This is a genomic window from Haloferax sp. DFSO60, from assembly GCF_046557615.1.
Classification (GTDB): Archaea; Halobacteriota; Halobacteria; order Halobacteriales; family Haloferacaceae; genus Haloferax.
The window spans coordinates 224,398-251,143 of the sequence record NZ_JBKIII010000002.1 but is presented as its reverse complement, the minus strand read 5'-3'; the positions used below and the strand labels follow the sequence as shown (position 1 = coordinate 251,143).

The 26,746-nt window shown below is 60.5% G+C and carries 29 protein-coding genes; 14 read left to right on the top strand and 15 right to left on the bottom strand.

The window, feature by feature from the left end:
- Positions 1-77: 77 nt before the first annotated feature.
- A complete protein-coding gene (locus ACK509_RS10650; protein WP_410766517.1) occupies positions 78-1,052 on the bottom strand; it encodes a DMT family transporter in 975 nt (324 codons plus the stop codon).
- Between the two features lie 176 nt (positions 1,053-1,228).
- Here ACK509_RS10650 and ACK509_RS10645 point away from each other — a divergent pair, with 176 nt between their 5' ends.
- Positions 1,229-2,512 (top strand): tRNA pseudouridine(54/55) synthase Pus10, encoded by a 1,284-nt coding sequence (locus ACK509_RS10645; protein WP_410766516.1) that lies wholly within the window; start codon positions 1,229-1,231, stop codon positions 2,510-2,512.
- A gap of 1 nt (position 2,513) precedes the next feature.
- Positions 2,514-3,161, top strand: a complete 648-nt coding sequence (gene rnhB / locus ACK509_RS10640; protein WP_410766515.1) for a ribonuclease HII — start codon at positions 2,514-2,516, stop codon at positions 3,159-3,161.
- Between the two features lie 23 nt (positions 3,162-3,184).
- On the opposite strand, the gene ACK509_RS10635 is transcribed toward rnhB, so the two are convergent.
- From ACK509_RS10635 to secF, 3 genes are all read right to left on the bottom strand, one after another.
- A complete protein-coding gene (locus ACK509_RS10635; protein ID WP_410766514.1) occupies positions 3,185-3,415 on the bottom strand; it encodes a hypothetical protein in 231 nt (76 codons plus the stop codon).
- 238 nt (positions 3,416-3,653) lie between these two features.
- Entirely contained in the window at positions 3,654-5,213 is a 1,560-nt protein-coding gene (gene secD / locus ACK509_RS10630; RefSeq protein ID WP_410766513.1) for a preprotein translocase subunit SecD, read from the bottom strand.
- On the bottom strand, positions 5,210-6,073 hold the full coding sequence (gene secF, locus ACK509_RS10625; protein WP_410766512.1) for a protein translocase subunit SecF: 864 nt from the start codon (positions 6,071-6,073) through the stop codon (positions 5,210-5,212). Before secF ends, secD begins: the two co-directional genes overlap by 4 nt.
- Positions 6,074-6,178: 105 nt before the next feature.
- Here secF and ACK509_RS10620 point away from each other — a divergent pair, with 105 nt between their 5' ends.
- Positions 6,179-6,517, top strand: a complete 339-nt coding sequence (locus ACK509_RS10620; protein ID WP_410766511.1) for a hypothetical protein — start codon at positions 6,179-6,181, stop codon at positions 6,515-6,517.
- Here the strand turns inward: ACK509_RS10620 and ACK509_RS10615 are convergent.
- Positions 6,514-6,987, bottom strand: coding sequence for a DUF5812 family protein (locus ACK509_RS10615; protein ID WP_410766510.1), 474 nt, complete (start codon positions 6,985-6,987; stop codon positions 6,514-6,516). The two genes, ACK509_RS10620 and ACK509_RS10615, sit on opposite strands and share 4 nt — an antisense overlap.
- A gap of 51 nt (positions 6,988-7,038) precedes the next feature.
- Positions 7,039-7,572: a hypothetical protein gene (locus ACK509_RS10610; RefSeq protein ID WP_410766509.1), complete on the bottom strand. Its 534-nt coding sequence runs from the start codon at positions 7,570-7,572 to the stop codon at positions 7,039-7,041.
- A 72-nt stretch (positions 7,573-7,644) separates the two neighbouring features.
- Here ACK509_RS10610 and ACK509_RS10605 point away from each other — a divergent pair, with 72 nt between their 5' ends.
- Positions 7,645-8,937 carry a glucose-6-phosphate isomerase gene (locus tag ACK509_RS10605; RefSeq protein WP_410766508.1) on the top strand — a complete coding sequence of 431 codons (1,293 nt, stop codon included), beginning with the start codon at positions 7,645-7,647 and terminating at the stop codon, positions 8,935-8,937.
- Here the strand turns inward: ACK509_RS10605 and ACK509_RS10600 are convergent, their stop codons facing one another.
- Entirely contained in the window at positions 8,938-10,287 is a 1,350-nt protein-coding gene (locus ACK509_RS10600; RefSeq protein WP_410766507.1) for a TIGR00341 family protein, read from the bottom strand.
- Positions 10,288-10,443: 156 nt separating this feature from the next.
- On the opposite strand from ACK509_RS10600, the gene ACK509_RS10595 reads away from it, so the two are divergent.
- A complete protein-coding gene (locus tag ACK509_RS10595; protein WP_410766506.1) occupies positions 10,444-11,181 on the top strand; it encodes a CPBP family intramembrane glutamic endopeptidase in 738 nt (245 codons plus the stop codon).
- A gap of 30 nt (positions 11,182-11,211) precedes the next feature.
- Here ACK509_RS10595 and ACK509_RS10590 read toward each other — a convergent pair whose 3' ends face one another.
- Both ACK509_RS10590 and ACK509_RS10585 read right to left on the bottom strand, forming a co-directional pair.
- On the bottom strand, positions 11,212-11,670 hold the full coding sequence (locus ACK509_RS10590) for an NOB1 family endonuclease (RefSeq protein ID WP_410766505.1): 459 nt from the start codon (positions 11,668-11,670) through the stop codon (positions 11,212-11,214).
- A gap of 6 nt (positions 11,671-11,676) precedes the next feature.
- Entirely contained in the window at positions 11,677-11,922 is a 246-nt protein-coding gene (locus ACK509_RS10585; RefSeq protein ID WP_410766504.1) for a PRC-barrel domain-containing protein, read from the bottom strand.
- A 159-nt stretch (positions 11,923-12,081) separates the two neighbouring features.
- On the opposite strand from ACK509_RS10585, the gene infB reads away from it, so the two are divergent.
- Both infB and ACK509_RS10575 read left to right on the top strand, forming a co-directional pair.
- Positions 12,082-13,884 (top strand): translation initiation factor IF-2, encoded by a 1,803-nt coding sequence (gene infB, locus ACK509_RS10580; RefSeq protein WP_410766503.1) that lies wholly within the window; start codon positions 12,082-12,084, stop codon positions 13,882-13,884.
- Between the two features lie 84 nt (positions 13,885-13,968).
- Complete coding sequence (locus ACK509_RS10575) at positions 13,969-14,268, top strand: hypothetical protein (RefSeq protein ID WP_410766502.1); 300 nt, start codon at positions 13,969-13,971, stop codon at positions 14,266-14,268.
- Between the two features lie 3 nt (positions 14,269-14,271).
- Here ACK509_RS10575 and ACK509_RS10570 read toward each other — a convergent pair whose 3' ends face one another.
- From ACK509_RS10570 to ACK509_RS10545, 6 genes are all read right to left on the bottom strand, one after another.
- Positions 14,272-14,433, bottom strand: coding sequence for a hypothetical protein (locus ACK509_RS10570; protein WP_410766501.1), 162 nt, complete (start codon positions 14,431-14,433; stop codon positions 14,272-14,274).
- Between the two features lie 82 nt (positions 14,434-14,515).
- Entirely contained in the window at positions 14,516-14,896 is a 381-nt protein-coding gene (locus ACK509_RS10565; RefSeq protein WP_410766500.1) for a DUF5811 family protein, read from the bottom strand.
- Complete coding sequence (locus tag ACK509_RS10560; protein WP_410766499.1) at positions 14,896-15,834, bottom strand: sensor histidine kinase; 939 nt, start codon at positions 15,832-15,834, stop codon at positions 14,896-14,898. Before ACK509_RS10560 ends, ACK509_RS10565 begins: the two co-directional genes overlap by 1 nt.
- A 53-nt stretch (positions 15,835-15,887) precedes the next feature.
- Positions 15,888-16,361, bottom strand: coding sequence for a pyruvoyl-dependent arginine decarboxylase (locus ACK509_RS10555; RefSeq protein WP_410766498.1), 474 nt, complete (start codon positions 16,359-16,361; stop codon positions 15,888-15,890).
- Between the two features lie 60 nt (positions 16,362-16,421).
- Positions 16,422-17,660, bottom strand: coding sequence for a proteasome-activating nucleotidase Pan2 (pan2, locus tag ACK509_RS10550; protein WP_410766497.1), 1,239 nt, complete (start codon positions 17,658-17,660; stop codon positions 16,422-16,424).
- Positions 17,661-17,925: 265 nt separating this feature from the next.
- Positions 17,926-18,477, bottom strand: a complete 552-nt coding sequence (locus ACK509_RS10545; protein ID WP_410766496.1) for a deoxyuridine 5'-triphosphate nucleotidohydrolase — start codon at positions 18,475-18,477, stop codon at positions 17,926-17,928.
- A gap of 188 nt (positions 18,478-18,665) precedes the next feature.
- Here ACK509_RS10545 and ACK509_RS10540 point away from each other — a divergent pair, with 188 nt between their 5' ends.
- The 7 genes from ACK509_RS10540 (at position 18,666) to ACK509_RS10510 (ending at position 26,717) form a co-directional block, all read left to right on the top strand.
- A complete protein-coding gene (locus ACK509_RS10540; RefSeq protein ID WP_410766495.1) occupies positions 18,666-20,633 on the top strand; it encodes an aconitate hydratase in 1,968 nt (655 codons plus the stop codon).
- A gap of 125 nt (positions 20,634-20,758) precedes the next feature.
- Complete coding sequence (gene rimI / locus ACK509_RS10535; RefSeq protein ID WP_410766494.1) at positions 20,759-21,229, top strand: ribosomal protein S18-alanine N-acetyltransferase; 471 nt, start codon at positions 20,759-20,761, stop codon at positions 21,227-21,229.
- A gap of 78 nt (positions 21,230-21,307) precedes the next feature.
- Positions 21,308-24,535: a bacterio-opsin activator domain-containing protein gene (locus tag ACK509_RS10530; protein WP_410767251.1), complete on the top strand. Its 3,228-nt coding sequence runs from the start codon at positions 21,308-21,310 to the stop codon at positions 24,533-24,535.
- 135 nt (positions 24,536-24,670) lie between these two features.
- Positions 24,671-25,018 (top strand): HalOD1 output domain-containing protein, encoded by a 348-nt coding sequence (locus ACK509_RS10525; RefSeq protein ID WP_410767250.1) that lies wholly within the window; start codon positions 24,671-24,673, stop codon positions 25,016-25,018.
- Between the two features lie 188 nt (positions 25,019-25,206).
- Positions 25,207-25,668: a DUF5810 domain-containing protein gene (locus ACK509_RS10520; protein ID WP_410766493.1), complete on the top strand. Its 462-nt coding sequence runs from the start codon at positions 25,207-25,209 to the stop codon at positions 25,666-25,668.
- Positions 25,669-25,692: 24 nt separating this feature from the next.
- A complete protein-coding gene (locus ACK509_RS10515; RefSeq protein WP_410766492.1) occupies positions 25,693-26,151 on the top strand; it encodes a DUF5809 family protein in 459 nt (152 codons plus the stop codon).
- Positions 26,151-26,717, top strand: coding sequence for an NUDIX hydrolase (locus ACK509_RS10510; RefSeq protein WP_410766491.1), 567 nt, complete (start codon positions 26,151-26,153; stop codon positions 26,715-26,717). The genes ACK509_RS10515 and ACK509_RS10510 overlap by 1 nt, the downstream gene beginning before the upstream one ends.
- Positions 26,718-26,746 lie beyond the last annotated feature (29 nt).

Here is a 26,746-nt window from a genome sequence, read left to right as displayed (position 1 = left end):
CGCCCATCGACGAGCGCGACTCTTTTTTTACCGTTGTTCGACGCCGACCGTCGCGTACGTTAAAATAGGAAGCCGCCTCAGTCGTCGGCAGGCGTGTGGCCACGAGCCGATTCTTCCGGTGCGATGAGACCGCTTCGAATGCCGAGACGGACGAGCCTCGGTTCGAGCGCGTCGCGCTTCATGAACCCGAACCCGGCGAGGATGAGGACGAATCCCACAATCGTCGCCGGGCCGACGTGTTCACCGAGAAAGGCCCACCCGCTGACGGCGGCGACGATAGGAACCGCGTAATTGACGAGGCTGATTTCCACCGCGCCGAGTTCGTCGAGGAGGACGAAGTAGATGAGAAAGCCGACGGCGCTGCACAGGACGGCGAGAAAGAGGAGTGCGGAGACGACGAGTGGTGACCACGCGACAGTGCCGAGTCCGGGTTCGCCGAGGACGGGACTGACGCTGTGGAGCATCGCCGACCCGAGGAGCATCATCCACGCCTGCATCGGAACAACAGGGGGGTTCCCGGGGAGGCGTTTGACGAGAACAGAGCCAAAGGCCCACGCGGCGGCGGCCAAGAACAGGAGGACGACACCTACGAGTTGCCCGCCGACCGACCCCGACGAGAGGGCGATGACGACGGTGCCCGCGAGACCCAAGAAGACGCCGACGAATCCAGCGAGGTCGAGGCGCTCTTCGGGGAGGAGTGACCACGCGAACACCGGCGTGAGGACGGGCGTGAGACTCAGGACGATAGCGGCAACGCCACTCGTGACGTAGCGTTGGCCCGAAAAGAGGAGCGTGAAGTGCGTCCCGATGAGGAGCGCGCCACCGACGAGAACGACAATCCACTCGTCACGGCCCCGAGGTCGCCAGTCCTCGGCGGCGAGAAGGCCGTAGACGAACAGCACTGCGCCCGCGATATCGTAGCGAAGTGCGGCGAAGAGCGCCGGTGGGAGAACCTCTAATCCGACCTCGATCGCCATGAACGAGGTGCCCCACAGGACGGCAAGGAGAGAAAACAGTGCGAAGTTCCGATGCGAAGGTGTTGAGAATGTCACGAGAGTCTCCAAATAAAGGGTGTTGCATCGGCTACCACGTCGCCGCACATTAATTTTCTCGGAAAATAGATAGCACATAACCCGGGTGAGAATGCCACCCACGGAGCGGAGAGAACAGGACGAATCGCGCGCCGGACAAAGCAAGATAGTTACGCCCGCCGCGTTAGTCCCCGAGTATGAGTATCCTTGCGGACGCCCGAGAACTCGCCGCGAGCGGGCCGCTGTGTGACGCCTGTCTCGGTCGGGTTTTCGCCGAGCGGAGTTTCGGGTTGACGAACGCCGAACGGGGTCGGTCGCTGCGCATCGCCGCCGCACTCGACGACGACGAGCCGTACGAAGCGGTCGAAACCGAAGACTGCTGGGTGTGTGAGGGCTACTGTGCGGAGTTCGATTCGTGGGCAGAACGCTGTGCAGAAGCCATCGAAGGAACGGAAGTCGAGACGTATCAGGTGGGAACGCGTGCCCCGCCGCTCGTCGAAGAGAACGAACTCCTGCTCCGCGAAGGAGCGGGCCTTCCCGAAGACGCAGGCGAGCCGTTCAAATCCGAGTTCAACCGCGAAGTCGGCAAGCGCGTCGGCCAAATCACGGGAACGGCAGTGGACTTCACCCGGCCAGATGTCCAGTTCCTACTCGATATCGACGCCGACACCGTCGAAGCGCAGATTAACTCCGCGTTCGTCTACGGTCGCTACCGAAAGCTCAAGCGCGATATTCCACAGACCGAGTGGCCCTGCCGCGAGTGTGACGGCTCTGGATTCGTCGGCAAGGAGAGCTGTGACCACTGTGGTGGCTCTGGCTACCTCTACGACGAGAGCGTCGAAGGGTTCGTCGCGCCCGTCGTCATGGACGTGATGGACGGCGTCGATGCCAAATTCCACGGTGCTGGCCGCGAAGACGTTGACGCCCTCATGCTCGGCACGGGTCGCCCGTTCGTCGTGGAGATTCTCGAACCGCGCCGACGCGATATCGACGTCGAGCAACTCGAAGGCGACGTGAACGCGATGGCCGACGGCTCTATCGAAGTCGAAGGACTTCGACTGGCCACCTACGACATGGTCGAACGCGTGAAGAAGCTCGATGCGAGCAAGCAGTACCGCGCCGCCGTCGAATTCGACGACGACGTGACCGCTGATGAACTGCAGGACGCACTGGACGAACTCAACGGCGCGACCATCGAGCAGTACACGCCGCACCGGGTTGACCACCGCCGCGCCAGTCTCACCCGCACCCGCCACGTCTACGACACCTCGGGCGAACTCGAAGACGCCCGCCACGCCACCGTCGAAATCCACGGCGAGGGTGGTCTCTACATCAAAGAACTCGTCTCGGGCGACGAAGGCCGAACGAATCCGAGTCTCGCGGGCATCCTCGACACCGGCGCAGTCGTCACCGCACTCGACGTGATTGCAGTCGAAGGCGAGGACGAACCCTTCGAGGACGACGACTTCTTCAAGGAGTAAGATGCGCATCGGCATCGACGAGGCCGGAAAAGGACCCGTGTTGGGTCCGATGGTCGCCGCGGCGGTTCGGGCACCCCCCGACTCGCTCCCCGACGGCATCGCTGATTCGAAGCGACTCACACCGGCGCGACGAGAGGACCTCGCCGCGAAACTCCGGGCACACGAGGACATCGCTGTCGGCGTCGCATTCATCGAACCGGCGACCATCGACGACCCCGGGACGGACATGAATTTGCTGACCGTCCGGGCACAGGTCGAGGCCGCCGCTGAAATCGCCATCGAGGAGGATAGTGTCGTCTGCGACGCGGGCGACGTTGACGAAGATAGATTCGGGCGTCGTGTCCGCGAAGGCATCGCCGAGCGAGGAACGAGCGTCAGCGTCCACGCCCAACATCGTGCCGACGACGAACACGCAATCGTCGGGGCAGCGAGTATCGTCGCAAAAGTCGAGCGTGACCGGCGAATCGAGGCGCTCGCCGAGGAGTACGGAGACGTTGGCAGCGGCTATCCGAGCGACCAGACGACGCGCGATTTCTTGCGCGAGTTCGTCCGTGAGCAGGGGATTCTGCCGGAGTGCGCTCGTAAGTCGTGGTCCACGTGTAGCGACCTCTTGGCGGCCCACGAACAGGCGTCGCTCGGGGACTTCTAACGCAAGAAAAGTACAGCGGGGTTTTAGGCCATTTCAGCCAGCGAGACGTACGAGCCTTCTTGGGCCGAGAGCCACGTCGTCAGCAGTTCGTTTTCGGAGAGACCTGCGGGGAAGATGGTACACTCGTCTGGGGCGTCGTCGTACGGCGCGATAATCGCCGTGTACTCCACGTCGTCTGCCGGGACCGTTTCAGGCCCCAGTAAGTCGAAATTCGTCGCAGCCGAGTCGTTGGGTCGAACTGGTGAGGTACTCATTGGTTTGGAGGGCGTGTAATCACCGACACGCGGCGGTTTCTCATACCACGGTTCGTTCAATAGTCCGTCTACCATCTATATTATTGTGTCGGAAAGTATGCAATGCTTGAAAGTATGACTGTCATCTACACAGTACAAACCAGGATAGATATACGATAACACAGGTTCCGCTGGAAAACCACTGTGATACGTCGGAATACGGTCGGGCTATCGAGCCCGAAAGATGTCAAAAAAGTGTTTAGCGGTCGTCGGTCAGAAGGATTCGGAGAATGTCACCGTAGGCGGGGCGAGTGACGAGAACACCGACGAGTACGCCGAGGATGGTGAAGATAGCGAACCCTTGGAGGTCACCGAGCGAGAGGACCGCGAGCGGACTCATGGCGATAATCGTCGTCGCGGCGGCCGCACCGATAACCCAGAACGCGCGGCGGAAGCGCGACTGGAAGACCTTTCTGGACTTCACACTCCCTTCGCCCATCACTTCGTCAGCGATGATGATGAGATCGTCCACACCAGTACCGATGACGGCGATGAAGCCAGCGATGACCGAGAGGTCGAGCGGGTAGCCGATTGCGGCGGCGAACCCGAGCAAGACGTACACTTCGGAGAGGCCGGTGACGACCATCGGTAGGGCGACTTCGGGCTTTCCGTAGCGGAGGAAGACCACGCCAGCGACTGCGAGAACGGCGACGATGCCGGTCAACAGCGAGTCGAACTTGAAGTTCTCACCCTGACTTGGCGAGATGTACGACGAGGTACCACCGTCAGCACCCGAGAGGTCGAGTTGTGCCGGAAGCGCACCCGCACGGAGATTGATGGCGATTTGCTGTGCTTCGGAGGTGTTACGCGTCTGGAGCTGGAAGCTCGGTGCTTCGGCCCACTCGCCGGTACGCATGCCGTCTGCGAGACCCGGACTCATCCCGAAGGCGTTGACGACGTCGCCGTTGACGACGAGCAACAGACACGCTTCGGTCGAGTTGGGGTTGTCCATGTAGGTACACCGCGTCCCGCCCTGTTGGGCGAGACCGGTCTCGACGACATCCTCTTGGAAGGCCTGGGCTGGCTGGTCACGAACCGAGACAGGAACGAACGCACCAGCGCCACCCGTCTGTGGTTCCTGTGCCGTCCCGATGGAAGTGAAGTCGTCCTGTGTCAAGACGGCTTCGCGGGTGTCGTAGCCGCCACTTTCGTTCGGGTAGTAGATGTCGATTTGGACGGTCCCGCGCTCGCTCACGAGGTCGATGACGTCCCCGCGGTCACGGTTCGGCACTTCGATGAGGATGAAGTGGTCGTTCGTCGCGGTCGTCACCTGTTGGACCGTCCCGCCGGAGAGACCCGCCTCGTTAATCTTCGATTCGAGGACGCGAACTGTCTCTTGCCTCGTGGTTTGGGTCACACCGTCGCGAACATCTCCGTGGGCATATCCGGCGGCATCGAGTGCGCTGGAGAATTCGTCAGTCGTGACGTTTTCGGCGGTCACTTCGACGGTGTTCGACTCGGCACCGAGACGTGCAATCACGTCTGCGGCGTCAGCACCTTCGATTTGGGCGGCCACCTGTGTTTCGACGGTGCGTTCGGAGTCACCGTTGAACTCGACGTTTTCGGCAGTGATGCCGATGAGCGGGGCGCGAATGCGCGTCCCACCGTTGAGTTGGAGGCCGTACTGGAGGTTCGTCAGGCTGTTCTCTTCGCCGACGGCAGGTTGGCTACCGACGGTCGGCGAGAAGAGCGCGAACGTGGAGATGAGAATGGCGATGACGAGGAGAATCACGCGCCAGTTGTCTCGAATCGAACTCATCGGGCCACCCCCTCGTACTTGTACCAGCGAAGCAGGCTCACATTGAGCAGGTACGTGTTCATCAAGTCGGCGGCGAGGCCGAAGACCAGCACCGTCCCGATTGCGGCGAGCAACTGAATGCCGAAGATAGTCGCCGTAATCGTCATGACAATCATCGCGGCGATGGAGGTGAGCGTCATCGTCACACCGGTTCGCATCGCCCGGTAGGTGGACTCGTAGAAGTCACCAGAGCGTCGAAGCACGTGGTTGTTCAGGAGGATGTCAGAGTCCACCGAGTACCCGATAAGCATCAAGAGCGCCGCAACCGTCCCGAGCGACAGTTCGATGCCGAGGAGGTTCATCAGGGCGACGGGAATCACGATGTCCGAAAACGCAGAGAGAACGACTGCGATGGAGGGGACGAACGTTCTGAAGAGCGCAAAGACGAGGAGACTCATCCCGACGAAGGCGGCGACGACGCCACCGAGCGCGAGAAACTGTGTGTCAGAACCGAAATTCGCCGACACCGCGTCGATAGACCGGACTTCGTATCCGGCCGCGGCGGCCTGTTCTTCGAGTTCCGTCGTCGTCGCACTACCTGCTTGGAACGTCAAGACGTAGGTGTTGTCGGACGGAACAGCGCGAATCGAATCAGGAGTGGGGGAGAAGGCTTGCTGAACTTCGCTCTGTGGGGCGTCCGTTGCGATACGGAGTTCCGTGCCACCGGTGAAGTCGATACCCGGGTCCACGGGTGCGCCAGTCATGACGAACCACCCGGCGATGACGAGCAGTGCCACCGCCAGTACCGCCAGTGGTATCGCCGCGAGTTGGCGATTCGTGTACTGGGTGTAGTCGACATCCGGTACCGTAAACTCAACCATGGGTTTCGGTCCTGAGCGATGCGGAATAAGGTTTCTTATACGCAATAGGCGTACGCCGCGTGAACCCGCGACAACCCCATATTTCTCGAATACTAATCGTGACGTATGGCGACCGATTCGGCGGCACACATCGTTGTCTCCTTCCCTGACGAACTCAGCGCGTGGGGGCGCGACCAGCTCTTCGCTTCGCGCTTCGTGAACTACCTCCGACGCGTCCACACAACGGTTGCCGTCGGCGACGAATGGGACGAGTTCCTCGATGTCGGCTGCTGTGGTGACTCACTCACGCTCACGCTCAGAGTCGAAACGGTCGAACCCGAAGGTGCGACGAAACTCACTGGCGACACAGCAATCGAATACGTCGAGCGCGACGGAACCGTCCACGGCGGGTGGTGCGTCCAGAGCGCCGATGGCCCCGCCGCGACGACCGGAAAACAGCGTTAGGGCATGTAGCGAACCGCGACGACACCCGGCGCAGACCGGATTTCGACGCGATTCACGTCGAGGCGAGCGGCCCGAGAGAGCAGTCCTTCGCGGTCGGAGAGTACATCTTCGACCGCCTGCTCGGTCAAGTCTTCAGGGACCGAGAGGATGTGAATCTCACCGTGCCCGGCGCGTTCGGTACGGACGAGTTCGCCATCGCCCTGCTCGCTGGCGATTTCTTTGGAGTTGGTCGTCGGCGACTCCGAGGACTCCTCGATAGAGAGTTCCCACCGCGACTCGATTTCGACGAGTTGCCACGAGACGTTCATCGGTGGGTCGGGTGCGACGGTGCCCCGAACTGCCTCGTCTTTCGCCACACCGGGGTTGGACGAGAGTGTGTGTACCTGCCCGGAGTCAACGTCCTTCAGTACTGCCGACGCTTCGTCGGCGGCCGTCACGAGGAACGTCCCCGTTTGTTCGGACTCAGTCATTGCCCGCTGTAAGTCATCAGGCCTTTTCCTCGTTTCGGGGCAGTTCGAGACTCAGCGAAGCAGTCGGTGCGCGCCGAAAATTGCCAGCGCGCACGCGAGCGGTGGAATGAGACCGGCGAGCGGCGGCAAATTGTAGAGGAACTGGACGACTGGAACGAGTGAAGAAACCGTGACTGAGCCGATTGTAAATGGGGCTGGGGGCGTCTGCAAATCCGCCGGAATCGAGATGACGAGACCCACGTAGACCGAGAGCATGAACGCGAATCCGGTGACTGCGAGCGTCACGTCGTAGCGGCGGTCAGAACCGGTCTTTCGGTGGCGACGTGCGACGAAGAGAATCGGTGCGACGAGCGGGCCGACGATGAACAGCCCGACCAAGATGTAAAACGACCGCGAGAGGGTGAGCGACCCACCGGGGACCGCGGCAGTCGCCGCGATGAGGACGACGAGTCCGAAGACGACGAAGAGAGAGACGATGCCTGCGGCGAGCGCGCCGAGGATGACGTAGAGTTTGAACACCCACGACTCGCTGTGTCGGAACGCGTACGGAAATGCCCCGAAGACGCCACCGTAGTCGTCAGCCATTAGCCGGTCTTGGAAGGGACGCCGATTAAACCGACCGGTGTCGTTTTCACGCCAGCGCGCGCGCATTTTGACATGCAGGTTGACCTCGGCAACGTCCTCGATACGGCTTCTGTACACGGCGTCTCCCGAGAGACGCTCGAACGACTCGACGACCGCGTTGCGGCCGCTCACGAGCGAATCGAAGCGGGCCGCGAGACCGACGAACACGGCTACGCGTCGTTGAATCTCCCATCGACGACGGACCCCGACGCAATCCGCGACGCGGTGAGCGGATTCGAAAATCCCTCGGCCATCGTCACGGTCGGTATCGGCGGAAGCGCTCTCGGAGCGGCAACCCTGACCGATGCACTCGACAGCGACGTCGATGCCTACTATCTCGATAACGTCGACCCCGAAGCAGTCGCGTCACTCCTCGACTCGCTCGACCTCGGTTCGACCGTCGTCAACGTCGTCTCGCGCTCCGGCACGACTGCTGAGACGCTCGCCAACTTCCTCGTCGTGCAAGAAGCGATGGACGACGCTGGTGTGGATTGGGCAGAGCGAACCTTCGTCACGACCGGCGAGGAAGGGAATCTGAAAGACCTCGCCGCCGAACACGACCTGCCTGTGCTTCCTGTTCCAGACGGCGTTCCCGGTCGATTCTCGGTGCTTTCGACTGTCGGCCTCGCCGCCGCGGCCCTCTGCGGGCACGACATCGACGCGGTGCTGGAGGGGGCTGCTGACCAAGAAGCACGCCTCTCGGATTCGCTGTTCGATTCGCCCGCCTACGCCTACGGCGCGGTCTCGTTCGCCCTCGCCGAGCGCGGCATGGTCCAGAATGCGATGATGCCATACGCCGAGTCGCTGGAGACCTTCTCCGAGTGGTTCGCACAACTGTGGGCCGAGTCGCTCGGCAAAGATGGACTGGGCCAGACGCCGCTTCGCGCCCTCGGAGCGACCGACCAGCACTCGCAACTCCAACTCTACCGCGCAGGCCCGCGCGACAAACTCGTCACGCTCGTCCGAGCGACCGAGCGCGAAGACGTGACGATTCCGGAGACCGACCTCGATGGCCTCGCCTATCTCGGTGGCTCGTCACTCGGCGAACTCCTCGATGCGGAGTTCGATGCGACCGAAGCGAGTCTCGTCGCCGCCGGACGACCGAACGTCCGAATCGAAATCGAGCGCGTGGACGAGTACGGCCTCGGTGAACTCCTCTACGCGATGGAGGCGGCGTGTATCCTCTACGGCGAACTCGCCAGCGTCGATACCTTCGTCCAGCCCGCAGTCGAGTGGGGCAAGCGCGCCGCGCGCGGCCTGCTCGGTGGGGGCGACTTCGAAGAGGCAGACGCAGTTGCGGACAAAGAGCGTCTGGTCGTCGAGTAGTTACAGCGCGGAGACGACAGGCCGGACTGGGATGACGACCCGTTCTGTTATCGTCGCCTCGTCGTCGGCGGGGCGAGACGCATCGACCGCTTCGACGACGACGATAGTGTTGACACCCTGTTCTTCTCTGACCCTGCTTCGAATATCTTCGGCGAGTCCGCTGGGTGGGATGCCACCCGGTGAATCGACCAACACCGTCACTTCTGGTTCCTCACTGAACAGAACCCCTTGGACCGGAGAGACATCGATTTGTACCTCGACGAGTTCGACGTTCTGATACTCTTGCTGGGTGAGGACGGCGTCAATCTCGTCGTTCAGACTGGCCTTGAACTCGGCATCGGCCACCGAGAGAAGGGTCACAACCGTGAGGACGACACCCAAGACGAGGAGCGCAAAAGTGATGATTCCGAGCAGTTGGATAGTTCGCTTTCGAGCGTAGCCCGTACTCTCTTCGGAGACGGGGCGATAGCCACTCATCCAGAGGAGACTGAGTGCGACGAGGTTCACCGCGAGAATATTCACGAGCAACAAGGTTCCTGCTTCGAGAACTGCGAGCGGCGCGTTCCACGCGATGCCGATACCGACGGTTGCGGCCGGTGGGACCAATGCGACGGCAATCATCGCGCCGACGAGGACCGACGAGACGCCGCGAGTGAGGCTAAACACTGCTGCGACACCCGCTCCGACCGCGAGAACGAGCGAGAGGATGTTCGGCGTGAGTCGTTCTTGGACTTGCGGGATTTCTATCGGGTTGAACCCCGGCGGGACCAAGAGCGTCTCTTTGACCAGCAGTGAGAAGACCAACCCGCTCACGATGGCGAGCAGTACACCGAGTACTTGGAGACCCACACCTCGTCGGAACAGTTTCGGTTCGTACAGCACACTGCCGACTGAGGCGGAGATAGCTGGCCCCATCACGGGTGCGATAATCATCGCGCCAATGATGACCGCAGCGGAGTTTGAGAGGAGACCGGTCGTCGCCACGACGGCACTCACTATCGTCATCACCACGAACGTCGAGAGCGCCGGGGCCATATCTTCGGCACGCGAGACGAGTTCTGCACGGGAGAGCGACAGGTCGGTGTACTGCGCTCGCACGTCGGCGAATCGCTTCGAGACGACTGTCTCTGCGGAGAGTACGATGGTGTACCCGTCCTCCTCGACACCGACGTTTCGGAGTCGGGTCAGCACTGGCTCGACGGCGCTCGTCGGGACGGGGAACGAAACCTGCGCTTCGTACTCACCCCTCCCGACTTCTTCGCTCACCGCGTAGTCGATACCTTCTGCATCCAATTCGTCGAGGACGGCTTCTGTTTTTCCGATGGGAATGAGAACGTGGACCAATCGCATTGATAGCTAATCATACACACTTGACAGGAATAAATTAGTAAGTAGTCAGTTCGTTTTAATCTGATTTTCAGGGGTTTCAGACCATTCTACGGCAGATACTGTCTGAGAGACATCGACCCGAATCGATTATCCGCCTCGCTTACGAAGCGAGAGCTAATGGCACACGATACCGCCCGGTCTTCGGCCACGCCAGCCGACCACCTCCAAGCCTATGGTGGCATCATCATCGTCGTTGCCCTCTCGCTCATCGTCGGTTCCCTCTTCGCCTCTATCGCGTCGGGACTCGCATCTGCGTTCGTTCCCGAAGAGAGTGTCACGATAGAAGCACTCAGCACTGCCGCCTCGTTCGTCGGGTTCATCGTCGTCGGCGTCGGCTATCTCGCCGCCCGCGACGAGTGGGACCTGATTCGACTCGAACGCCCGACGCGACGCGATATGCTGTGGGTCGGTGGTGGACTCCTCGCACTCTTCGCCGTCTACCTCGCCGGAAGCGCGGCCATGTCCGCACTTGGCATCGAAAGCGGCGACAGCGTCCTCGCCCAACAGGGCGAAGCCAACCCTATCTACTTCCTCTATCTGACCGTCATCACCATCGTCCTCGTCGGACCCGCAGAAGAACTCATCTTCCGGGGAATTGCCTACGGCGAACTCCGACGCCTGTGGGGGCCGATTCCGGCGATTATCGGCTCGAGCGCCGTCTTCGCGTCGATTCATCTCTGGTCGTTTTCGGGTGACGGCGCGATTATCTCGCTTCTCATGGTCTTCATCCTTGGCAGCGTCCTCGCGGCGATTTACGAAAAAAGTGGAAATCTCATCGTCGTCGCCGTCGCTCACGGCCTCTTCAACGCAGTGCAGTTCGTGGCGAGTTATCTGAGCGTGACTGGATTAGTGTAAAATCGAAGGGACTCGAGAATCGAGGCGTGGTTACGCCGGATTCTTTCGCGTCATGTGCATCCCGCAGATGGGACACCGCTCTTTTTTCTCGTCGAACTCACGGCCACAGCCCTGACACTGGAACTTCCACTGTCGCTGTCCGTCGATGCCGTCTTGGGCGATGACGTCCACCTCGACTTCGAGGCGGTTGGCCACGTTCTGCATGGCGTAGTCGTCGGTGACGAGAATCGCGTCCAGTTCGAACGCGGCGGCGATGAGTCGGGTGTCGGTCTCCGAGAGAACGTCTTTGTCGCCGGTTTCGGTGGCGGCCCGGAGGACTTTATCGACGGTCCCTTGCCCGGGAATGTGGACGTACATGCCCGCGCCTTCGAGTGCGTCGAAGCGGAAGGCGTGCTCTCCGGTGAGTTCCTCTTTCACCATGGCGATAGACGCCGTTTCGTCGTCAGTGTGATACTCGTTGATGAACGCAGAAGAGTCGAGAATCCGCATCTGAATCTATCGCTGAACGACGATGTAGTCTTTGACTGCCTGCACGCGGTTGACGGGAATCCGGAAGCGTCCACGTTCGTCGCGGTCGAAGGCAACGCGACCCGGTGCGAGTTCCTCGTTCGGTTGGACGAGCAAGTCGTGGAGGGCGCCCGTTTTCAGATTCATCGTGATGTTGTACAGCATCCCCAGTTCCGTACCGTCAGACCCCATGACGGCCTTCCCCGAGAGGTTCTCGGCGAGTATGTCGGCCATACTCTGCCTTCCTCGTCACGTCACATAAACGCCACGGGCGCGTCTGACGCTGGGCAGACGACGTTACCTGTCGGAATTTCCGAATGAACACGTGACGATGGACTTAACTTGAATCACCGACTCGAATCGGATAAGTAACCTTCTCCGGGGCGATTTTCCATGTCTGACACCGATTCGCAAACACATACCGACACACTACGTACGCCCATCGTGGCCGTTCTCGGTCACGTTGACCACGGCAAGACCAGTCTCTTAGACAAAGTTCGCGGCTCTGACGTCACCGGTGGCGAAGCAGGGGCAATCACCCAGCACATCGGCGCGACGGCCGTTCCGCTCGAGACCGTCTCGCAGATGGCCGGAGCCCTCGTCAATCCCGACGACTTCGACCTGCCGGGACTGCTCTTTATCGACACGCCGGGCCACCACTCCTTTAGCACCCTCCGCTCTCGTGGTGGCGCACTCGCCGACATCGCCATCCTCGTCGTGGACGTGAACGACGGCTTCCAGCCACAGACCAAGGAAGCCATCGAGATTCTCAAACGAACCGGGACGCCGTTTATCGTCGCGGCCAACAAAATCGACACCACGCCCGGCTGGAACCCACAAGAGGGCGAGCCGATTCAGAAGTCCTACGAGGCACAATCTCAGCGCGCTCGCTCCAAACTGGACGAGAAGCTCTACGAAATCATCGGCGAGATGTCCGAGATGGGCTTTTCCTCCGACTTCTACTGGCGCGTCCAGAACTTCCAGAAGAACATCGGTGTCGTCCCCGTCTCCGCACTGACGAGCGAGGGCATTCCGGACCTTCTTGGTGTACTCATGGGCCTCTCGCAGCGATACATGAAAGACGAGATGGCAATCGACGTCGCCGGACCCGGTGCAGGGACGGTCCTTGAAGTCAAGGAAGAACGCGGCTTCGGTGCCACCCTCGACGTGGTCCTCTACGACGGGACGATTCGAAAGGGCGACACCATCGTCGTCGGCGGCGCGAACGAACCCATCGTGACCGAGGTTCGCGCGCTCCTCCAACCCCGCCCGAACGCCGAGATTCGCACCGAAAAACGCTTCGACAAAGTCGATGAAGTCGGTGCCGCGGCCGGTGTGAAAATCGCCGCTCCTGACCTCGAAAACGCGATGGCGGGCGCACCCGTTCGCGTCGTCCGCGACCGCAACATCGACGACGTGATTACCGAAGTCCAAGCCGAACTCGCGGACATCGAAGTCACCACCGAAGAGGAAGGTGTGGTCGTCAAAGCCGACACGCTCGGCAGTCTCGAAGCGATGGCGAACGCACTCCAAGAGGCCGAAGTACCCATCCTCCGGGCCGAAGTCGGCGACATCGCACCCCGCGACGTTGCCGTCGCTTCGACCGCCCGCGAACCCGAGCACAAGGTCATTCTCGGCTTCAACGTGGACGTCCTCTCGAACGCCGAAGACGAACTCGACCACAGCGACGTGAAACTGTTCGACGACGACGTCATCTACCAACTCATCGAAGAGTACGAAGAGTACGTCAACGAGATGAAGCGCGCCCAGCAGGAGACGATTCTCGACAACATCGTCCGCCCGTGCCGCTTCCGTATCCTCAAAGACCACGTCTTCCGCCAGAACAACCCTGCCGTCGTCGGTGTCGAGGTCATGTCGGGAACCCTCAAAAACAACATGAACGTGGTGAAGTGGGAGGGTAACGACGCCAAGCGCGTCGGCCAACTCTCGGGTATCCAAGAACAGGGCGACGACGTATCGAGCGTTCGCGCTGGGTCGCGCGTCAGTGTCGCTATCGACGGTCCAACTGTCGGCCGCCAAATCGACGAGGGCGACGAACTCTGGATCGAACTGCCCGAGAAGCACGCGAAGATTCTCGAACAAGAACTCCGCGACGACATCCCGACCGACGAGTTAGAGGCGCTATCGGGCTATCTCGAAAAACACCGCCGCCGCGACCCGTTCTGGGGCAAGTAACCACGCGAAGAACACTGTTCGAATTCCTGAACAGTGGCGAAACGCATAATATCTGAATCGTCGTACTGATTCGATAGTGGAATCATGCGCACACAAACACCCCAGAGCGACGGCACCGGTTCGCACATCCTGTACGACGTTATTCTCGTTACCTTACCGCTTCCCTTCGTCGTCGGCGTCTTCCTCGGGCAGCTCACGAGTCTGCCCACCTCGCTCGTCGTCGGTGTCTGTGGCCTCGTCTCCGTTGCAGTCCTCGGATATGGGTTGTTTATCGCACCTCCGACGACGCCGCTCGCGTCGAACTCGACCGAGTTGCCACTCGACAGTGTCGAAGTGAGCGCACCCGAAAACAGTGGGAAGAATCGGCGTCGTGGCAGTGTCTAACTTCTACGGTCGCTGCCACTCCCAGAACCAGTAGGCCGCACCGAAGAGCATCAATCCGGCACCGAGCGCCGAAGTCGCCGGTTCGGGGAAGATGAACAGGAGGAACCCGACGAAGATGAGCGTCGTCGGTCCAATCTCGTCGGCGTAGGAACTCAAGGATACCATAGGTCACCTACGTGGGCGAGCTAAAAGTGCCTTGTCACGGACAGTACTGCGAATGAGAAAACGGGAAACATCTGGTCGGTAGCTATCGGGCCGCGGGGGTCATGTCGTCGCCGACGGCGTTCATCACCTGCAGCGCCGCGCTGGCGGCGAGACCCTGTGCGACCTCGTTGCGGTCTTCGTCGGTCAATCCTGTTTCGAGTTCGTCGGCGTTCGGTCGGAATCCGGCGCTCACTGGGTGGCCGACTGGCGGGTGGACCGCGACGGTCGCCAGCGGACCGTTCGGTCCGGTAGAGAGTTCAGACCCGACGGCGAAGCCCTCTGGGAGATACGATTCAGTCTGGGAGACGATACCGGCCACTGCCCGTTTGAGCGTCGCTATCTGTGCTGTCGTGAGCTCAGAATCGGATAGCTGACCGGCACCAGATACGCCGGGAGCGCCCGCATATGGGTGATTCCCGTTCATCAGTCGCTTAGCCTACGTGTACGACGTGTAAAAAACCGTCGTCGGGAGTCGTTCTCGGTCGCCAGTGGCACCGAGATGGAGACGACAGTCCCACGGGAGTCCGGACACAGCACCGACAACGACCCGTTCGACGCCTCGACGATAGCGCGAACGAGCCACAGACCGATGCCGCTCGTGTGTCGAAGCGGTGTTTCGGTCCCGGCTTGGAGTGCATTTTGGTCGACAAGTGGGATGCCCGGCCCGTCATCGGACACCGTTATCTGCGCCGTGTCTTTGATCCGTTCCACAGTCAATTCGATAGATGGCGTCTCAGATTCGGCGTGGATGACTGCATTTTCGAGGAGTTCGGTCAGGCTTCGCGGGAGGGCGGGATGCCCGTGGACGACGAGCGAAGGGGGCGTCTCGACAGAGAGGTGTGCGTTCTCGTATTCGAGTCGTAAGTCTTCGGCGGCGTCCCGCGCCGACCGCGCGAGGTCGATATCGACGGCAGTCCCTTCGACGACCTCGATTTCGCGGAGCAAGGACACCTCGTCGCTCACTTCGACCAATTGGCTCGCCCGGTTTTGGATGGTTTCGATCGGATTGACGTCGTCGGGCACGTTTGTACGCGGTTCGAGAAGTTCCGAGTAGCCGAGAATCGAGGTACACGCGTTTCGGATATCGTGCCGAAGGATACGATGGAGGACACTGGTGTGGGTCAACAGCGTGTCGAGACGTGAGGTTGCACTTCGAACTTCCTCGTTGCTTCGTTTGATGAGTACGTAGAGCAGCATCGAAGAAAAGAGGACGAAGAGCCATCCTTTCATCGTCTGGAGAAGCGGGGCGTCTGGGAGTCCGGCGACCAGACGGTCACCGACGAAAATCCACAGAGACCCGGAGACCGCATACAGGAGTGTAATCACCAAGGGCGAGAAGTGGAGGCGACTCCCGCCATTCATCTTCCCTACTTTAACGCTCTGGGCAAAGAGTACATCGGTCGGTTCAGCGCGTGTCAGAGAATTGGTTCGCTCTGTCCGTAGGCCGCAACCGTGACGACCGTTGTGTAGCCCGAACCGTCGTGTGTGGCCGTCGAAATCGTCACCTGCTCGTCGTCGAACTCCCACTCTCGAAGGTCGCGTCCGGCGTCCAAGCCATCGAGAATCGACGTTTTGACCGAAGATTCGTCCGTGCCCGAGGCTTCGTAGAACAATCCCGCACCGGGACCCGTCGTCCAGCCAAGTCCCGCAGAGATGGTTTGACCTGGCTCGGAAGTCGTCTCGCGCGCTTGGACCACGGTGAGTCGGTTCCCGGCAGGGCCGAGGTCGGGAGCGGTGGGGACTTCCTCGACAGTCGCAGTCGCAGGGACGACAGAGGAGACGGCGACGAGATTGTAGTTGTGGACGTTCGCGTCTGCGAGTGCCGCATCGTAGGACGCCATCTCGGTGGGCGCAGTGCCGACACCGCGGACGACGTAGATGGTGCTCATTGCGTGAACACTCGTGCGCGGGAAAAAGGCGGTTACGAAACGATTCTCAGGTGGGCCGCCTCAGTACTGGTAATCGGTGAATCCAGAGACGGGACCGATACCGGTCGAATCGGTGTTCGAGAGTTTCTCGTAGGCCGCTTCGAAGTCGGCCATGGTCACCTCGTCGCGCTCGTCGCGGATGGCGAACATCCCTGCTTCCGTCGCCAGCGACGCCACGTCGGCACCCGAGTAGTCGTCGAGGAGTTCGGCGAGTTCGGTAAGGTCCATGTCGTCTGCGGTGTTCATATCGCTCGTGTGGATATCGAGGATGCGCTTTCGACCTTCGACGTTCGGCTTTGGCACTTCGATGAGTCGGTCGAATCGACCGGGTCGAAGGATTGCTTCGTCCAGCATGTCGAAGCGGTTGGTCGCCGCGATGAGGCGGATGTTGCCGCGCTCTTCGAAGCCATCCATCTCCGAGAGCAGTTGCATCATCGTGCGCTGGACCTCGGCGTCGCCGGAGGTCTTCGAGTCGGTACGTTTGGCCGCAACGGCGTCGATTTCGTCGATGAAGATGACGGCGGGTTCGCGTTCGGCGGCGAGTTTGAACAGGTCGCGGACGAGCCGCGAGCCTTCACCGATGAACTTCTGGACGAGTTCGGACCCGGCCATCTTGATGAACGTCGCGTCCGTCTCGTTTGCGACGGCCTTTGCGAGCATCGTCTTCCCGGTGCCCGGCGGTCCGTAGAGGAGTACCCCGGACGGCGGGTCGATGCCGACCTTTTCGAACATCTCAGGGTTCTCCAGTGGGTCTTCGACTGCTTCGCGGACTTCGCGGACTTGCTCGTCCAAACCACCGATATCGTCGTAGGTGACGCCGGGCGATGCAACGACTTCCATCGCCTGCGCACGCGCGTCCGTCTCGTCGTCCAGAATCGTCTGGACTGCGAACGAATCGTTGATTGCGACACGGTCGCCGGATTCGATATCCTCGACAGAGAGGTGCGACGCGAGGTCGGTCAGCACCTCTTGGTTGTTACCGTGTTGCTTGATAATCACACCATCGTCGCTGACTTCCTGTACCGTTGCGATGTAGTACGAGGCGGTCTTCAACGCGTCATTTCGCGCCTTCATCTGCTCGACTTCGTCGACCAACTCCGCACGACGCTCGTCGGCGGTTTCGAGTCGCTGGTCGAGTTCGCGGTTCACTTCCAGCATACGCTCGAAGTGACTGCGAAGAGCAGACAGACGCTCACCATCCGACATGTCGGGGTCCAGATCGAGATGTGGGCGTTCTGGGAGTGATGGACTCCGTGACATGTAATTAAAGCGCACTTAGGCATGCGCGTAAATGTGCCTTTGGGTCGAAGCACACACATAGCGAGGCAGAAGCGTCTTATACCGACAATCTTCGCGGGGGAAAAGGTGGTTTGGAAGGAAGTGCGGAAGCGGTCTATTCACAGGTCGCCCCTCGCTCGGCCCGGAGTCCCCGCTTCCACCCAAATACACGTACTGGAACGACTTGAAACAAATTAGTCCTTTGTGTGAACGTCGGGAAAACGTGGATATTGGTAACAATCCGGTATTATTCGGTTCGCTCGCCCTGATAACTCCCGTCGTAGGTGCCGTCGTGGTCCGCTGTCGAGAGGACGAGTTGGGCGACGCGAGCGCCGCGTTCGAGTTCGATAGGGTGATGAACTTGGAGCAGTCCCTCACCCTTGCCCTCGTAGCCAGCGTCCCACACCGCGGTGTTGAGCATACACGAGTTACGCATGAGCGAAGAACGGGGATAGATGTACCCGATGTGGCCTTCTGGAATCGAAACCGTTTCGGCGTACTGAAGCACGTAGCCGCCGGGTTCGAGGTGGTACGTCTCGGTGTCGGAGTCGGCAAACTCGACGGACTCGCGCTCACCGATGGTCTTTCCGTCGCGGCCGAGGCGACCCGGAGAGACCTGTGTGAGTACCGATTCGAGCGTCAAATCGACGCCGTTGGGTTGGACTTGTTCTTCGGCAACGTCGGAGAGATTCGAGGCGACGAACGAACCTGCACGGAACATACGTGGAGGAGACGCGAGCGAGTGGAAAATTGTGCCGGTGTTACTGTGTGGTCGATAGTACTGTGCGATTGGTGCCATGCACGCTGTGAATGGGAAGCGAGTAGCTGTGTGAGTGAGTGGGGTGTGATGACGAGTTTCATTGGCAAACCAAAAGGGAGTTTAATCGACCTTAAACGCTTGAAACCCGGCGACAGCGCAATCCTTCACGTTCGACAATAGGGAAGTACGCGGGATTTATATCCGTAGCCAATCGACAGGCGAATGTTATGGGACAGACGCTCACGGAAAAGATTCTTTCAGACCACCTCGTTGAAGGTGACCTCACTCCTGGAGAGGAGATCGGTATCGAGATTGACCAAGTTCTGATGCAGGACACGACCGGGACGATGGTGTGGCTGCAGTTCGAGGCACTCGACCTCGACGAAGCCCAGACCGAACTGGCGGCACAGTACTGTGACCACCAGACGTTCCAGTTCGACTTCAAGAACACGGACGACCACCGCTTCCTCCGCTCTGCGGCAGGCACGTATGGTGCGCACTTCTCCCGCCCGGGCAACGGTATTTGTCACAACGTCCACAAGGAGAACTTCGCCGCACCCGGTAAGACGCTCCTCGGCTCCGACTCGCACACGCCGACCCCCGGTGGTCTCGGCCAGCTCGCAATCGGTGCCGGTGGTCTCGACATCGCCGTCGCAATGGGTGGCGGCGCATACTACGTCGAGATGCCCGAAGTGGTCAACGTTCGCCTCGAAGGCGAACTCCCCGAATGGTCCTCCGCAAAAGACATCATCCTCGAGATGCTCCGCCGTCTGAGCGTCAAGGGTGGCGTCGGCAAGGTCTTCGAGTACACCGGCCCCGGTGCGAAGTCGCTCTCGGTCCCCGAGCGCACGACCATCACCAACATGGGTACGGAACTCGGTGCAACCTCGTCCATCTTCGAGACCGACGAGAAGACCAAAGACTACCTCGAGCGTCAGGGCCGCGGCGACGTGTACACGGAACTCACGGCCGACGACGACGCCGAGTACGCTGACGAAATCGTCATCGACCTCTCCGAAATCGAACCGCTCATCGCCTGCCCGTCGATGCCCGACAAGGTCGTTCCCGTCCGCGAAGTCGCTGGCGAGAAGGTCGAGCAGGTTCTCGTCGGTTCCTGTACCAACGGTGGCTACGAGGACGTTCTCCCCGTCGCCAAGATGGTCGAGGGCCGCGAAGTCGCAAAGCACCTCGAACTCATCGTCGCACCCGGTTCGAAGCAGGCTGGCGAGATGCTCGCCCGCCAGGGCTGGACCGCAGAGATGATGGCCGCTGGTGTCAACGTCTCCGAAGCAACGTGTGGTCCGTGTATCGGTATCGGCCACGTTCCGGCGTCTGACTCCGTCTCGCTCCGTACGTTCAACCGTAACTTCGAAGGTCGCTCCGGTATCGAGGACGACAACGTCTACCTCTGCTCGCCGGAAGTCGCCGCCGCCGCAGGTCTCAAGGGCGAAATCATCGACCCACGTGACCTCGCAGACGAACTCGGCGACCTCGACGCGCCCGGCGTCGAACTCCCCGAAAAGTACGACGGCTCGAAGTCCGACCTCATCTACGCGGACGAAGCCATCGACGACGAACTCATCAAAGGACCCAACATCGGCGACGTGCCGCTGAAGGAACCGCTCGGCTCCGACATCGCTGGCGAGACGCTCCTGAAGATGGAGGACAACATCACGACGGACCACATCATCCCGGCAACGTCCGACATCCTCAAGTTCCGCTCGAACATCGAGCGCCTCTCGGACTTCACGCTCTCGCGTGTTGACGAGACGTTCGCCCAGCGCGCAAAGGAAGCAGGCACCGGCGTTCTCGTCGCAGGCGAGAACTACGGTCAGGGTTCCTCCCGCGAACACGCGGCCATGTGTCCGATGTACCTCGGCATCGAGACTGTCCTCGCACAGTCCTTTGCTCGCATCCACAAGGCGAACCTGTTCAACTTCGGTATCGTCCCGCTCGCCATCGACGAGGAGACGTACGCGAAGATCGAGCAGGGCGACAACATCGAAATCGTCGACGACGTGGCAGCAGCCGTCGAATCCGGTCAGGTCGAATTCACCATCCGCGTGAACGACGACTGGGAAGCAACGGCAGAACTCAACGCCTCCGAGCGCGAGCGCAACATCCTCGCCGCCGGTGGCAAGCTCCCCCTCACGAAGCAGCGTGCTGAGGGCGGCGCCGCACCCGCAGACGACTAAGCGAACACAACTCTCGTTTTTTCTTTCTCCACCCTGAGCGTCTGCCACTCGCGTCCGTTCTCTGCCGTTAGCGGCCCAAACCCGGAGGCGTCGGGCTTTTGCACCCGCATCGCTTATCGCCGAGAGTGACGGGTCTCGACGATGTCGTCGTCCGGCAGGTCGAACGCGCCGACCTGCTCGATGTCCTCCGCATCGAACGCGCCAGTTTCTCCCAGCCGTGGCCGTATGCGGCCTTCGAGTCGTTCGTCGATGAACCGGCGTTTCTCGTCGCGGCACGCGGGAACGAGATTTTAGGATACGTCGTCGCGGACGTGATGCCGAATCACGGCAACGATATCGGCCACATCAAAGACCTCGCTGTCCACCCGGATGCGCGCGGTGAAGGATTGGGCCGACGACTCCTCCAACAGGCTCTCTCGGCGATGTTACTCGCTGGCGCGGCGGTCGTCAAACTCGAAGTTCGTGTCTCGAACGAGCCTGCGCTGTCACTCTACCGCGAGGTGGGATTCGAACCTGCCCGACGGATTCCGCGCTATTACGCAGACGGCGAAGATGCGTTTATCATGGTTCAAGATCTCAGCGATTGGATTCGTTGATATTACTAGTTAGTTCCCAACCATGGGAGGAATTAACATGCAGTACGTTGTAGCTGAGTTGTGTTACCGTCCACCGCCGTGCTGTGTGTCAGTGACGACGACCGTTTCGTACGGGAGTTAGAGTCGTCACTACCACAAACCTTGGATGTGGCCGTACGCCACGTCCGAGAGACAGGGGCCGCTCACGCTGAGCTCCTCTCGGCAAGCAGTGCGATTCACTGCGTCGTCCTCGATATGCCTCTCTCTGCCGGTGATGGGCTATCTTTCTTGCGTGACCTACGCGAGCGCGACCTTGGTCTTCCGGTCATCGTCGTTACGCAATCACAGACAGACGCGTCCGCCGCAGTCGAGGCGGGCGCGACAGATTACACCGTCCGCGACGAGACATCGGCAGTCAGTTCGTGGCTCGGCTTCCGCGTCGAAACCGCGATACGAGACCACCAAGTCGAACTCTCGTATCGTGCCCGTCTCGAACAACAACGAGTCGTCTCAGAAATCGGCACGCGGGCCTTATCTGAGGTCAACGTCGAGGACGTACTCGAACTCGTCACCGCGCGCGTCGACGAAGTACTCGACGCCAATTCGGTCGTGATACTCGAACGCCTCGAAGACGACGATGGATTCCGGACTCGCGCGTCGTCGGGTCATTCGACGACACCCAAAGGCGAGTTCGTCGCCGACTGTGACGAAAGCCACGTCACTGCGACGTATCTCGAAGGCCATTCGCTCATTGTCGATAATTTCGAAGAGTCCGATGTGTTCGACGAGGACTGTGCGTTCGCGTCAATGACGCTTCGAAGCGGCATGTGTACACCGATTGCTGGGGATATTCGCTCGTGGGGAGTCATCGGTGCCTACGCTGACGAGACGACGCAGTTCTCCGACGACGACGTGTTGTTCTTAGAAAACGTCGCCACAATCGTCGGTGCGGCAATCGAACGCTACGAACTCAGAACAGCACTCTCAGAGGTCTTAGAACGCATCGACGAGGCTGTCATCGCAGTCGATACGGACTGGCAGATAACGTACCTCAACGGCACCGCAGAGAACGACTTTGGTCGCAACGCGCTCGATATTCTCGACCACTCGCTGTGGGACCTCACCGACGACGAGGGGACGTTCCGCGAGCCCCTCGAAACCGCGATGCACACGCAGCAGGCGACGTCGTTCGAAACCTACTCTGAGCAGTTCGATACGTGGTTCGCTGTCAGTGCATATCCGTCAGAGACCGGACTCTCGATGTACTTCACCGATATCACCGAAAAGCGAGAACGAGAGGCTGAAATCAAACAGTACGGTCGCATGCTCGAAACCGTCGCCGACGCGGTGTACGCACTCGATATCGAGGGCCGATTCACCGCAGTTAATCCCGCATTCGAGCGGTTGACCGGCTTGCAACGGGCCGACGTACTCGGCGCGCCAGCGAGTCTGTTCGTGGACAACAACGATCCGACTGACGGCGGTGACGAAGCGTTCGCCGCCACCTCGAAACAAATTGTCGAGTTCGAGATGACTGCACCCAACGGAAACGTCATTCGTGTCGAAAACCACCGGACACCGCTCATCATCGACGACGTCGAACTCGGGTCGGTTGGCGTCCTCCGCGACGTGACAGAACGCCACCGCTACGAACGACTCCTCGCGACGCTCCACGAGCGCACTCGCGATATGATGCGAGCGCCCGACCGAAATACGATTCTTATCGAGGCCGTCGAGGCCTGTGACGAAGTACTCGGAGACGCGCGGACAGAACTGTTCGTCTTCGACGAAACGAAGACGCTCCTCCGGCGTGTGAGCGAAGCGGGGACCGGAGTCGGCAACAAACCAATCGGTGCTGGCATCGAACACGGCAGCGTGTGGGAAGCGTTCGTCTCGGGCGAGGTCCGCGTCGTCGAAGTCACCCCGGACGGTGGTGTCGTCGATGGCGTCGAGCGCGTCATCGCGGCCCCGCTTGGTCGTCACGGCGTCCTCGTCACGGGCCACCCCGGGTCTATCGCCCCGAACGACGTCGACGTCGAACTCGTCAACTTACTCGTGGCGACAGTCGAAGAACTGCTCGAACGGGTCGATGCAGAGACCGAACTGCGCAAGCGTGACGAGCGATTGGCGAACAAAAACAAGAAATTGACCAAACTCAACCGAGTGAACGCCACGGTTCGTGGCGTCGTGCAGTCGCTCATTCGTGCGCCAACGCGAAGCGACGCACTCGAAGCCGTCACGAAACAACTCGCTAACTCTGAAAATTACTCACTCGTCTGGTACCTCGAACCCGACCAGTTCGAAGATGGGTTCCGGCCTAGCCAAGATGCGGTCCACGGTGCAGATTCGGCGTACATCGACCGTCTCCGCGAAGTTGCGAGTACAGAGCCGTTTTCGACGCTCCTCACGGAAGCGGTCACGTCGAAACAGATGCAGATGGTGGACGACATCCTCGGCGACCCTGCGTGGGGTGACCACCGGGGCGATGCGCTCGCCTACGGATTCCGGTCGCTTGCGGTGTTGCCGAGCGTTGCAGACGATAGAGTCGAGGCACTCTTTGTCATCCACGCGACGACGCCGAACGCGTTCGTCAACGGCGACAGTGCGTTGCTCGCCGAGTTAGGCGAGACCATCGGCTATGCGATTTCGACGACATCACGGGCTGCGGCGATGCTCACCGACCGGAAGACAGAACTCCAAATCGCGCTCGACAGCGACCGGTTTTCGATTGCCCGCCTCGCCCGACGAATCGGGAGCGACGTCACCCTCACAGGGGTGATTCCACAGGACGACAACGCGATGCTCGCGTTCTTGACTACCGATGCCGACGCCGATTCGGTGGTCGAAGCAGGCAAAGACATTGCGACAGACGCGCGTGTCCTCTCGAAGAACGGTGACCGACAGATGTTCGAACTTCGACTCCCCAGAGAGTCACTGTTCGATACGCTCTATGCCTCCGATGCGACGCTGTGCAAACTCCTCTCGAACGGGGAAGAGACGATGCTCACCGTCGAAGTCCCCGAGCGTGTTCGTGTCCGAACGTTCGTCGATGCGGTTGCAGTGGACTATCCGGGCACAGAGCTTCGGTCTCGCCGGATGCTGACGAAGGAGAACGGGTCGCCCGCGACGTTCCAACTGACGTTACGCGAGCAATGGACCGACAGACAGTACGAGGCATTACAGGCCGCACACCTCGCTGGATTCTACGAGTGGCCGCGGCTGAGTACGACCGCTTTGCTCGCCGAAACGCTGGGTATCAGCGCCCCCACGTACCAATACCACTTACGTGCCGCCGAACGAAAATTAGTCGATCAAGTGTTCGGATAATTGAACACTTCTTTATATACCACTCTAGGCTACTAGAGTCCTCACGAGTGATGGTACTAGTCTGATAGCAACGAGTGATATATCTACATACGACGAATGACGCTTGTCGGCAAGACGCCGACGCGAACCGAAATCATGGACGAAACACGCGTTGCATGGCAACCTGAAGTTGGCCGGAAAACTGGCACGAGAGACGACGTTGTCGTTCGGCACGACTGGAATGGACGGGACACACTCGCAGTGACAATCGTCACGGCGACATCTCAGGCACGTGCTGAAGACCCGCTCTCTCTTCCGCCACTCTCAGAGACAATCGACCCAGATGCGCTCGACCGGCTGTTTGCTCCACTGGTTCGGGCTCCACAGACGAACACCACTGAGCGTGGGTCGAGAACGCCAGCACGCGGCCACGTTCGATTCCGGTATGCTGCCTGTGACGTGACCGTCTGGGCCGACGGAACGGTCACTGTCATGTCTGCCTAATCAGCATCACTACCCGGTGACTACCACATCACCACATCACCACCACCACCACCACCACACCATCACCACACAGCATTTGTGGCACAGTCGGCTGTCCGCCAATTCCCACCACCATCCTTTGGCGGCCACCACATGCTCCCTTCTGAACGAACTGTAAGGCATTTTTGTACGCACAGAGTACGACACCTATGGGATTTGCATGTCCAGTGTGCGACGCACCACAACGCGACGAGACACATCTCGCGAACCACCTCGCGTTGCAAGCACTCGTCCACGGTGACGACCACGAGGCGTGGCTGGACGAGCACGAACCGGAATGGGAGTCGATGAACGCCGATAGACTCGGCCCGCTCGTCGCCGAAGTCGCCGAAGAAGGAGAATACGACGAAGTGTTCGAAGACACCGTTGACCAACGGTCTCGCGGCGACTCGCTTGCCGACCAACACGGCCATGGGCACGACCACACTCACGGTCACCAACACAACACCCAGCCATTCGACAGCAACGGCGAGCAACTGACTGGCGACGCGGCAGACATCTTCCAAGAGGCGCGACGACTCACCGAAGAGATGCAAGCTGACGAGGACGAAGTGGAGGACACGAAAGCCAACGAAGACGCCAGCGACGACACCGACAAGAAAGAATCGTAAGCCTTCGGTTCGAATCGACGGGCGATGGAAACGCACGGGACACTCGCACCGGAGACACTCGACGCCGCAGCAGACGAATTCGACCGACTCGGACCCACCACGCAGGTCGTCGTCCGCGAGACTGCCAAGGCGATGGAGTTCGACCGCGACGAGTACCGCTCGCGGGTGACGGGGACCGTGGTCGAAACCGCACGAAACGCGCTGTTCGCCGAGTTACTCGCCGTGACCGTCGGGTCGCGTAACGAATTTGATTCGTGGTGTGACGACCACCCCGACTACGAGGTCATCGAGTTGGGAAGCCCCGAGGTCGAACGTATCGCGTGGCACGCCGTTCCGTTCGCAGAGACCGTTATCGCCACGACGTTTCAGAACGAGCAGGAGGCCGCGGTGAGTACGCTCCGACGCAACGCCTTTGGGCGAATCTATCGAGAGGCACTGCTCGGCGACGAGAACGACGACGGCACCGAGGAAGGTAACGTCTGATGTCGAGCGACGACGGCCGCCGACACGAACGTCTTCCCGACCCCGAGTGGCCAGTCCTCGAAACCGAAACTGAATACGAAACTGGCTGGTTCACCGGCGGGTACGACCTCGTCGAGCAACCGGACGGGACGACGAAACGCTACTACTGGGCGGAGTTGGCGACGGCTGTCGTCGTCGTCGCCGTCGCCGACGACCACGTCGTCTTCGTCGAGCAGTACCGACCAAACATCCGGCAGACGCAACTCGAACTTCCGGCGGGCGTCGTCGAATCGGGCGAGTCCTTTATCAACGCTGGACTGCGCGAACTCCGCGAGGAGACCGGATTCGACGCCGGGTCGGCATCGCTACTCGGCGACGTGTGGTGTTCGACCGGCGTGCTTCGACATCGACGCGGGTTCGTCTTCGCCGAAGAGTTGACGCCCGTCGAGCAGAACCTCGACGACAACGAATTTCTCTCCGTCCGCGCTGTCCCCATCGACGAGGTCGTCGAACGCGCCACCAGTGGGCCGACGAACGATGCGACCGTCGAAGGCGTCCTCTTGGCCCGCGAAGAAGGCCTGCTGTAGCGCTGCGAGGCGTTTATCCGAGTGGCGGC